The sequence below is a fragment of the Pelorhabdus sp. sgz311001 genome, from assembly GCF_055901755.1.
Window position 1 is genome coordinate 144,110 of sequence record NZ_JBVXUT010000008.1, and the last position, 9,774, is coordinate 153,883.

The 9,774-nt window shown below is 45.2% G+C and carries 10 protein-coding genes, 1 tRNA gene and 1 other RNA gene; 10 read left to right on the top strand and 2 right to left on the bottom strand.

Annotated features, from left to right (window positions below):
* Window positions 1–38: 38 nt before the first annotated feature.
* A complete protein-coding gene (locus AC0MXB_RS17720) occupies window positions 39–1,442 on the top strand; it encodes a lipase family protein (protein WP_474041054.1) in 1,404 nt (467 codons plus the stop codon).
* A 222-nt stretch (window positions 1,443–1,664) separates the two neighbouring features.
* Window positions 1,665–1,817: a hypothetical protein gene (locus AC0MXB_RS17725; RefSeq protein WP_474041055.1), complete on the top strand. Its 153-nt coding sequence runs from the start codon at window positions 1,665–1,667 to the stop codon at window positions 1,815–1,817.
* Window positions 1,818–1,992: 175 nt separating this feature from the next.
* Here AC0MXB_RS17725 and AC0MXB_RS17730 read toward each other — a convergent pair whose 3' ends face one another.
* Both AC0MXB_RS17730 and menA read right to left on the bottom strand, forming a co-directional pair.
* Window positions 1,993–3,237 carry a M20/M25/M40 family metallo-hydrolase gene (locus AC0MXB_RS17730; RefSeq protein WP_474041056.1) on the bottom strand — a complete coding sequence of 415 codons (1,245 nt, stop codon included), beginning with the start codon at window positions 3,235–3,237 and terminating at the stop codon, window positions 1,993–1,995.
* A 90-nt stretch (window positions 3,238–3,327) separates the two neighbouring features.
* Window positions 3,328–4,224: a 1,4-dihydroxy-2-naphthoate octaprenyltransferase gene (menA, locus tag AC0MXB_RS17735; protein WP_474041057.1), complete on the bottom strand. Its 897-nt coding sequence runs from the start codon at window positions 4,222–4,224 to the stop codon at window positions 3,328–3,330.
* 176 nt (window positions 4,225–4,400) lie between these two features.
* Between menA and AC0MXB_RS17740 the strand changes: the two genes are divergently transcribed.
* The 8 genes from AC0MXB_RS17740 to AC0MXB_RS17775 all read left to right on the top strand — a co-directional run bounded on the left by AC0MXB_RS17740 (window position 4,401) and on the right by AC0MXB_RS17775 (window position 9,539).
* Window positions 4,401–5,525, top strand: coding sequence for a GGDEF domain-containing protein (locus tag AC0MXB_RS17740; protein ID WP_474041058.1), 1,125 nt, complete (start codon window positions 4,401–4,403; stop codon window positions 5,523–5,525).
* Window positions 5,526–5,598: 73 nt separating this feature from the next.
* A tRNA-Ser gene (locus AC0MXB_RS17745) sits at window positions 5,599–5,688 on the top strand.
* Between the two features lie 105 nt (window positions 5,689–5,793).
* An RNA gene (gene ffs / locus AC0MXB_RS17750) (signal recognition particle sRNA small type) lies at window positions 5,794–5,893 on the top strand.
* A gap of 189 nt (window positions 5,894–6,082) precedes the next feature.
* The gene (dnaX, locus tag AC0MXB_RS17755; protein ID WP_474041059.1) at window positions 6,083–7,849 is read left to right on the top strand and encodes a DNA polymerase III subunit gamma/tau; all 1,767 of its coding nucleotides are present in this window, start codon (window positions 6,083–6,085) and stop codon (window positions 7,847–7,849) included.
* Window positions 7,850–8,176 carry a YbaB/EbfC family nucleoid-associated protein gene (locus AC0MXB_RS17760; protein ID WP_474041060.1) on the top strand — a complete coding sequence of 109 codons (327 nt, stop codon included), beginning with the start codon at window positions 7,850–7,852 and terminating at the stop codon, window positions 8,174–8,176.
* Window positions 8,177–8,179: 3 nt separating this feature from the next.
* A complete protein-coding gene (recR, locus tag AC0MXB_RS17765; RefSeq protein ID WP_474041061.1) occupies window positions 8,180–8,776 on the top strand; it encodes a recombination mediator RecR in 597 nt (198 codons plus the stop codon).
* 102 nt (window positions 8,777–8,878) lie between these two features.
* Complete coding sequence (locus AC0MXB_RS17770; protein ID WP_474041062.1) at window positions 8,879–9,187, top strand: DUF2508 family protein; 309 nt, start codon at window positions 8,879–8,881, stop codon at window positions 9,185–9,187.
* Window positions 9,188–9,260: 73 nt separating this feature from the next.
* Window positions 9,261–9,539: a pro-sigmaK processing inhibitor BofA family protein gene (locus tag AC0MXB_RS17775; RefSeq protein WP_474041063.1), complete on the top strand. Its 279-nt coding sequence runs from the start codon at window positions 9,261–9,263 to the stop codon at window positions 9,537–9,539.
* Window positions 9,540–9,774 lie beyond the last annotated feature (235 nt).

Consider the following 9,774-nt stretch of genomic DNA (forward strand, 5'->3'; position numbering starts at 1 on the left):
ACTATAGGCAAAATAAATTTGCGATAGTAGGTGGTGCCATGGGTAAGGTCTGTTTTTGGCGGCAAAAGATCTTTGTAGTCCTTTGTGTTTTACTGCTTTTGCCGACTGCTGCTAGCGCCGAGCGGGCGAAACTTGTCTTTGATGAAAATCCGGCAAAACTCATGAAAGTAGAAAAAAAAGAGGATTTAAAAAACTATATTGAGGCTCACGAAACGTTTATTGCCGCTGCCGCTTGTTTGGCAGCTTACCATGACCGCTATGGGTCTATGGCGATAAAAGCCCTAGAAGAAGAAGGCTGGGATATTATTCCCTATGAACATAAAGGAAAAGACGCTGATGCGCGGTTCTTTCTTGCCAAAAAACAGTTTCCCGGTGAGACTAGACCCTTTTACTTAATTGCTGTCACCGGGACGGAAAATAGTTCAGATATTAGTGTTGACTTACGTTGGGGCAAGATTCCTTTTGCCCCAGAAACTTATAAGACCCTTAACTCTAATGCGGCTAAGGTGGAAAATGATGAGCCCCTTGTCCATGAGGGCTTTTATCAATATGAGCAGACGGCGGAAAAAGCTCGCTTTGGTCAGACCCTTGGAGCGGCTAATGACATTTTGCAAGATCTAAAAGATCATCCTGATCAAAAGCTTTATCTTGTCGGCCATAGTTTAGGCGGTGCCGTGGCTACTCTAGGCGGTGCGCAAATGATTGCTGATGGCATACAGCCAAGCCAGATTCGCGTGATTACTTTTGGTGCGCCAGCAGTAGGCAATGAGGGTTTCAAGCGGATAATAGGGTCTAAACTTAAGCTGTTACGCGTGACCATGCAAGGCGATCCGATTCCGACTGTTCTTAGGGATATTCCTGGCGGCTATGTTCAGTTTGGTCGTGAGTTGCATTTCGATGTTCCCGACTATTTTTTTTATTCGCCTCATGACATTACTTTGTATATGGATCTTGCGTTGAAGCGTTATTTTGATGCTAGAGCGCAAGCGGCTGTTACAGCGGGAAGGCTTTATCCTAAGCAGCGAACTGTGGCGGGCAGTCCGCTTGTGTATGTTGCGTCACTTCGCGCCGCGCTACCGGAAAAATTACAGAGCGAGCAGCCTTATATGGTAGAAATGCTGCAATTAGAAGCAAGTCGGTTTTTACCAAGCTATTTTCTTGGGGAGGCGGCTTCGTCGGATCAGGCGGCAATTATAGCAGCCCGTGAAGCTGGTTGTGACTATGTGTTAGTTACAGAACTTGTTGCCAAACGTTCCAAAGATAATGCTGATACGTATGATATGACTGTTGAAAAACGCTTTTATCGGGTTTTTGACGCAAAGCTATTGCGTCAGGACATGCTGAGCGCCAGTACGGAAAAGCTTACGCCGTTAGAGGTCTTTTTTCAAACCGTAAAGGATGTGCGGGGAAAATATCAAGAAGTGATTGACCGAGCCTCGTAAGAAAAAGTATTGATAAAGTTTTGAGAAATGGGCTGTTTCAGTGCGAGAAGTTTCTACCATATGTTGTGAGGAGTACGTAAATTAAACCACAATGTATGCTGATTTTTTCGCTAAGTGAGACAGTCTATTTTTTTATAAAAATTTCTCTTGATTTTTATAGACGACTGGTCTATTATAAAAGTAAGGAAAGAACATCAATATAAATTGAAAGGCGGGATGAACATGACAATCTATACAATTCATGATTTGCAAGGACGTTCCAAGTGGGTCGAAGATGCGAAGGGGATATATCTTGTTGATCCCCATTATGTGGATGAATTCTGCACAGTCTTTGCCGATGCGAAAGACCTACCCATCAATGTAAATATCTTTTAGACTAAAATTTCAATATAGAACTTTTTTGCTGCTGCAAAGAAAACTTGTGCGTAGCTGATGTGAGGGGTTTATAAAATCTAAGGATACTGCTTGGAGCGGATTCTATAGAAAAAGCCGGGCGACAGAAAGATTTAATCTGTCGTCCGGCTTCTTTGTATACGTAAGGTCTGGATTATTAACGGTGCGGTAGCAGCGGGGCCGTTAAATCTTTTACACCTACGAGGCCAAGTACGGTAAGAAAAATGGTTTGAGGACCCCAAAAGGCGTTAGTAGGGTCGAACCATTCGCCAAGCGAGTGCCCTTGACCGCTGTCGCCGCCACCGCCCAGACGCAGCGAAGGAATTCCTAAGCTCATGGGGTAGTTGGCATCGGTGCTGCCAGCTGAACTTAAAGCGGGATTTAACTGCAAGGCGTCGGCAGCAGCCCACGCGCTTTGGACAATCATCAAATCTTTTGGTTGACTGGCGGCAGGGCGATCGCCGATGAGTTTAAGCTGGACAGTAAGGTCTTGGCTGTTCCAACGGAGATTTTCCTCTACGGCAGCTTTATCCGCAAAGGCAATAATATTCTCTTCTAGTTTCTTCAATTCTGCTTCGCTGTCAGAGCGGATGTCGACAGTCATACTGGCTTCTTCGGCAATGGAGTTAATGGAGGTACCGCCAGTGATTGTGCCGATTGTAAAAGTTGTTTTAGGTGTTGTCGGCGGTACGAGATTGGCAATCTTAGAGATGGCTCGCCCCAGAGCATGGGTGGCGCTGGGTTGCCCAAAGTGATTGAAACTATGGCCGCCAGGGCCGTGATAAATGATTTCATAGCGACGGCTGCCTGTAGCTAGGTAAGTGATGTGATTCGGGCTTGTTCCGTCAATGGTGATAAACCCATCGATGTTTTTTTGTTGTGCAAAGAAGTTTTTTACGCCGCGTAAGTTACCGAGACCTTCTTCACCTACTGTTCCGCCAAAAATGATATCGCCCTCTGTGGCGATGTTGCTTTGGCGCAGCGCACGGATGACTGTTAAAATGGCGGCAAGGCCGCGAGCATCATCGGCAATGCCTGGCGCATACAGACGACCGTCAATCTCTTTGACCGTTACGTCTGTATCAGCGGGAAAAACTGTATCAAGGTGGGCCGAGACAAATAGGGTTGGTCCTTGACCTGAGCCCTTATAGGTGCCAAAGACACTTCCTTCTGAGTCGGCTTGTAGGTCTGTTAGTCCTAATTGCTTCAATTGACTTAAATAATAAGCGGCGCGAGTTGATTCCGCGAAGGGGGGCGCCGCAATTTCCGTTAAGGTTTTTTGATTAGCGACTGTTTGTGTGGCGTCGCTTTCTAAAAAAGCGATGCCTGTGGTGATACTGGGATCATTCTTTAACTTGGTGTATACGGAAGCTACCTCTGGTGATATGGTATAACAGCTCATGGAGATCCTCCTTGCAGACTAAGACTTCTTTTATTATAAGCTGATTTTCACATTTTTGGCAAAAAAAGAAAGCTGCTTTTTATAAGCAGCTTACAAGGAATTGAAGTTGTGAAGAAAAATTGAAAAGGCTAATAAGAGGCCCAGTTTTCCGTGGAAGGAAGCTGTATTTTTTACGAGAAAAATCATGCGTGTCCGATCACCCAGCCAGGCGAGTCGGGCGCTGTGCAATTCTTTGATTGCCAGTGGCGCCAAGAGAAATGTAAAAGCGGCGCTTAACGGTAGCAACTGAGCAGCGATGAGTGCGGCAAGTGAGAGGAATGCTGCGGAATATAAGAAGAAATAAAGTGCCATGGCCCGATTTAAGCCAAGAAAGAGCGCCAAGGTTTGAATGCCTGCTTCTTTGTCATCTTCTAAATCACGCAGATCATTGGCGTGCAAGATGGCCGCAACGAGAAAGGATATGGGAAGCGAAGCGATGATTGGCCAGAAGGATAGCACTTCTGTTTGCACATAATAGGCAGGCCAGACCATGAGCGGTCCCATCAGAAAAAATACGAAAATGGAGCCGAGACCGCGGTATTTATAGGGGAGAGGTCCGCCAGTGTAGGTATAGGCGCCAATTATACCAATCAAGCCGCAAAACGCAATCGGCCAACCACACTCATAGGTTAGCCAAAGACCGAGCAGCGTACCAAGGGCCACTGCTAAACGAGCAGCTTGTTGCATGGCTTGTGGTGTCATTGTGCCGGTAACTAATTGCGGACAGCTGTGAGCGGAGGCGATGGTGTCGACGCCTTTTACATAATCACTGTAAGTGTTTAAAAGATTGGCGCCGATTTGCAGTAACATACCGCCGCCGAGGGCGGCAAAAAAATGAGTCCAAAGAAACAGTTTCGTTTCTGTAAAGGCGAGGGCTGTGCCGAGAGAAATCGGTACAAGCGACGCCGTTAGCGTCCAAGGGCGAATTGCGAGAAACCAGTCTTTCATAGTAACCTCCTTACGATCTATGGGCATAATTAGAATAATAAATTCGTGCTGCCTCGGTGAAATCCTGTTAACCAGTTTTAGGGGGATTTTCAGTAGCAAAGGGCAGGAAATTGCGAAAAAAGCGGGAAAATTAATAATAATAAGTGAAATCGCCGTGGACTAAGGAGAGCATAATTGTGGCAGCCATTAAAATTTTAGTGATTGGGGCCAACGCAGCAAATGTAACAGAAATTAAACAGGTCGTTGTATCAGCTATTGGTGGCGGCGCTCGTATTATGACGGCTGATGTGACCAACTATCGGCAGGCGCCGCCAGCTGACTTATATGTCTGTTTAATTAATCGTAAAGAAGAAATGGAAATAGCCTTTGGCCCGGAGAAAGTAGCTGCGTTAACTCTAGTTTCGCCTACGGAATATTTTTTGCGATTGAGCCGGATTGACGCTGGGGAAAAGGTTCTTATCTTTAATAATAGTGTTTCAGGAACGCGCGTTTTAGTGGATCGGATTACTCGCTATGGACTGAATAATTTGCACTATGAAATTCTCCCCTATGATGAGATCGATCATGACAGGGCTGTTGCTTTATTGCAAGGTGCAACTTGCATTATTGGCGGCATTGCCTATGTTGGGCCTGGCAGCGCTTTGTATACTCGCTTTGGTGCGGATTTGCCGCCGAATGTTACTGTTTTAGTCAGTCCGCCACGCTCGGCTACGGCAGAATCAATTAGCAAGCTGACTTATATTTATTCTTCTTTGTATCATAAAGCGGTCATGGAGCGTTTGAAGCGTTTATCTTCGATCGATAGTCTCACAAGCCTGCCTAATAGGCGCAGTTTTGATGATTATTTAAAAAATGCCTGGCGTAAGGCAAAACGGCAGCGCCAGCCGCTGGCATTAGCCATGATCGATATCGACTATTTTAAGTATTATAATGATTTGAACGGACATGTCGAAGGGGATCGCTGTCTGCAGCGCATTGCTCGAACTGTTCGCAAAGTGTTAAAGCCCTATGATGGGTTTTTTGCTCGCTATGGCGGTGAAGAATTTGTAGCCATGTTGCCAAAGGTTTCTATGGCTGATGGGTATGATATTTTAGAAAAAGTACGAAAAACTGTGGTGCAGCAAGAGATTAGAAACCCCTTTTCCCCAGTTTCCCCAATGCTTACGATTAGCATTGGACTGACAGTGGTGGTGCCTGCCGAAGGTTTGGAATTAAAAGATTTACTGGTGCGGGCTGACCAGGCACTATACTTGGCAAAGCAGCGCGGTAGGAATCAAGTTGTTTGTAAAAATTTTAAATAACAAGAATTTTAAATAACCTATTGCATTTTTGATTTTTGTGCTATATAATATTACTTGCGTCTGTAGAGCAAACGGAGAGATGTCCGAGTGGTTGAAGGAGCACGCCTGGAAAGCGTGTGTAGGGGAAACTCTACCGAGGGTTCGAATCCCTCTCTCTCCGCCATATTTACAAAGTGAGCCTTGATAAGTTATCGCTGATAATTTATAAAGGCTTTTTTAGCCTAATGAGAGACGGCTTGTTATTTTTAAGGTCGGGCTACGGTTTTTATGGCGGGTCTTGCGCAATGGCAGCTCATGAACCTCGTCAGGTCCGGAAGGAAGCAGCGATAAGTGATCCCTGTTATGTGCCGCAAGGGTGCCTGCTGTAGGGATCGTAGTCCGACGTTAAAAATAGCGGTCGCAAAATAAAGAAACAGCCTTGTTGGCTGTTTTTTTATTTTATCAATAAAAATAACTTGTCTTTGCTAGACGGAGTAAATTTCCGTTTAGAGAGGAAAACTGAGAAATAAACGCGAAGAAAGAAAAAACGGTTTCAGTAGTAAGAAGGAGGTGTTCCTATGGCTTATGTGGCTTTATACCGCAAGTGGCGGCCCTATAATTTTGACGGATTAGTGGGCCAGACACATATCAGCCAAACTCTAAAAAATGCCATTGAGACAGGGAAGACCACTCATGCCTATCTGTTTACCGGGCCTCGCGGTACAGGCAAGACAAGTACTGCTAAGATTTTAGCCAAAGCTTTAAATTGTGAGCATGGACCGACAGCGAATCCCTGTAATGAATGTTCCAACTGTGAAAAGATTAATCAGAATAGCTCAATGGATGTCTTTGAAATTGATGCTGCTTCCAATCGTGGAATTGACGAGATTCGCGATTTGCGTGAAACCGTTAAATTTGCACCGGCGGAAGGCCGCTATAAAGTCTATATTATTGACGAAGTACATATGCTGACTCAAGAAGCATTCAATGCGCTGTTAAAAACATTGGAAGAACCTCCGGCTCATGTGGTGTTCATTCTAGCCACAACGGAGCCGCATCGAATTCCTGCTACCATTCATTCGCGATGCCAACGCTATGATTTTCATCGGATTAAAGTGACTGATTTAATGACTCACTTGCGCCATGTGGCGCAAGAAAGCGCTATTGCCGTGAATGATGAGGCGCTCAAACTGATTGCGGTTCATGCTGAAGGCGGACTGCGTGATGCTTTAAGTGTTCTCGATCAGTGCAGTGTGATGGTAGATGGAGAGATTCTACCAGAGGATGTGCGGAATTTATTAGGCCTAATCGGTGATGACTGGATATATTCTTTGCTACAAGAGATTGCCAGCTGCCAGATGGAAGCTGCTTTTTTAACGCTTGATCAAATTTTAACGGCAGGTAAGGATGTTCGTCAATTATTAGCCGAATTAGCAGTGTACTCCCGCAATCTGCTGTTATATCAAGCAGCACCGCAGATGATTGATGATCATTTCGGCGGGAATCGAGACCATCTCATTGAACTTGGTCGACTCTTTACGCAAGAGGAAGTCATACAGGTTATTGAAAAGTGTCAGGAGGCTTGGGAACGGGCGAAACGATCGAATACGCCGCGTCTTGATGCGGAGATGGCCTTTTTATCGCTGTGTCGTCGGAAAGAGCAAACTTTAGCTGGGCTTGTGGCCCGGGTTGAAGAATTAGAAAGAGCTTTGCATAACCAAGGTGTCGACAGTACGCCAATAGCTCGTCAGAGCCAGTCTGGTTTTACGTCGCGCGGTCAAAAACAGGCGATCGACGTTGGGCCTAGTCGTCAGACGCCGGAGCGAGCGGCTGTAGTAGAAAAGCAATTTGTTTCTAATTCGGCTGATTTGCCTGCTGCTGCCCCAGTAACTGAGCCTAAGGCAAAAGCACAGTCAAAAGAAACGGTTTCAGTGGCGGAGCCTATTGACCTGCATAATTTGGACGCTTTGTGGGATAGTGTGCTTAAAGAACTAATCGCTCAGGGGAAAAGATCGGTTCATGCCTGCGTGGCTCAGGGGAAACTAGTTGAAGTGAGTCAAGAAGGCGCCATTATAGCTTTTGCTTCGGCTTTTCCGAAAGATCGGACGCAAAAAGAGGATTATCGCTCGATTATCGAGAACATCATAGGCCAAAGAGCTGGGCGACCTATCGTCCTTCGCTGTGTCTTGCAAAGTGAGGCAGCTGTACCCGTTAAGTCGGCGCCTGCTGCTGATAAGTCGCAAGAGGCTGTTGGACCGCAGGAGGATCATCCGGCTTTAATCAAGGCCAAGCAAATGTTTGGCGGTCAAGTTATAAAACAAGAAAATCCTAAGGAGGATCACTAGATGTTTGGAAACATGGGCAATATGGGTGCCATGATGAAAAAGGTGCAGAAATTGCAAGCAGAAATGGGCAAACTGCAGAATGAATTAAAAAAGCGTACGCTCGAGGCTTCTGCTGGCGGCGGTGTAGTTACTGTTGTTGTAACAGGGGAAAAACAAATTCAATCCATTAAAATCAATCCTTCGGCAGTTGACCCGGAAGATGTTGAAATGCTGGAAGATCTTATTACAGCTGCTGTCAATGAAGCCTTGAAAAAGGTCGATGATATGATGGCGCAGGAAATGGGTAAATTGACTGGCGGGTTGAATTTACCGCCGGGAATGCTGTAAGACATGCAAAAACTGGCTCCTCTGGCCAAACTTGTGGAACAGTTTCGACGATTGCCGGGCATCGGGCAGAAAACTGCCACCCGTCTGGCTTATCATATTTTAGCTGTCGATAAGGAAAAGGCTCTTGCTTTGGCACAGGCGATTATGGAAGCAAAAGAGAGAATTCGCTACTGCTCACGCTGCTATAATTTGACGGATCAGGACCCTTGCTTGTTATGTCAGGATGAGTCTAGGGAGAAACAAATTCTTTGCGTTGTAGAAGAACCGCGTGACGTGGGGGCTATGGAGCGGACGCGGCAGTATCATGGTCAGTACCATGTATTGCATGGTGCTTTATCCCCCTTAGAAGGCATTGGCCCAGAACAAATCAAAGTCAAAGAACTGTTAGCTAGGCTTTCGCTGGAATCTTTCCAAGAAGTCATTGTAGCGACAAATCCTGATGTGGAAGGCGAGGCGACAGCGCTTTATCTATCGCGTTTGCTAAAACCGTTGGGGATTAAAGTCACTCGTATTGCTCACGGCCTGCCTGTTGGCGGCGATCTTGATTATGCTGATGAAATGACCTTATCAAAGGCGCTGGAAAATCGACGTGAAATGTAAAAACCTCAGGGATTCCGTTTATAAGGAAGCCCTGAGGTTTATTTTTGTGACAAATGTATAATCAGGACGTGCTGACCATATAGTGTAGCAGGAGGGGGTGCCATGAAAGCTTGGTGGGAAAGAATTCTTGTTTTCTTGGAATTGAAGCAGCCGAGGAAGAATCCTTTGCTTGATGAGGTCAGATTGTTGGCAGGCGCTAAAGAGGAATGGTTACGAGCAAAAAGGTATTTTGAATTTGTTCATGACCCGGATTTGACTGAGTATGCGATTTTCTCGATTAAAGCAGCTGAAATAAAATACCGCTACTTATTAAAGCAGGCCCGCTTGGAGGGGCTGTGTGTGTTGCCGATTAGTCAAACGGCCGTTCTGCGAGATTTCGCTGAAAAGATTTCTCCGCCATGGAAGTATTAGGAGAAAGGTGACAGAAGACACTTTCTCCGCTACAATAGTAACAAGCAGATAAAATAGCGAGGGAAGTGAGTTCATGGCTGCGCTCGGATTAGATTTCAATGTTGCTTTAGCCTATTTATTTGGCATTGCTTTGATTTTTTTTATTGGCAAGATTTTCCTCATGCCGCTTCGATTGGTTTTTAAACTGATTTACAATGCAATTATCGGTGGCATTATGCTTTATGTAATTAACTTTGTCGGTGCTCACTTTGGGTTTACCTTGGCATTGAATCCTATTACGGCATTGATTGCTGGATTTTTAGGGATACCAGGGATTATTCTATTAATTTTGGCCAAGCTATTCATTTTGTAAAAAACTTAAAAATACTTTGCGAAAAAGTGTTGACATAAGTGAATTGGCTGTGCTATTATATACAAGTCGCCGCTGAGCGACACGAAAACAGAAAAGAATCATCGCTTCTAAAAACGAAGGCGAAACGGTTAAAAAAGAAACTTTGAAAAAAGTGCTTGACAAACTGGTTCGAAAGATGGTAAACTATCTAAGCTGCTTCGGTAGCGGCTCTCTGAAAACTAAACGATGGATAAGT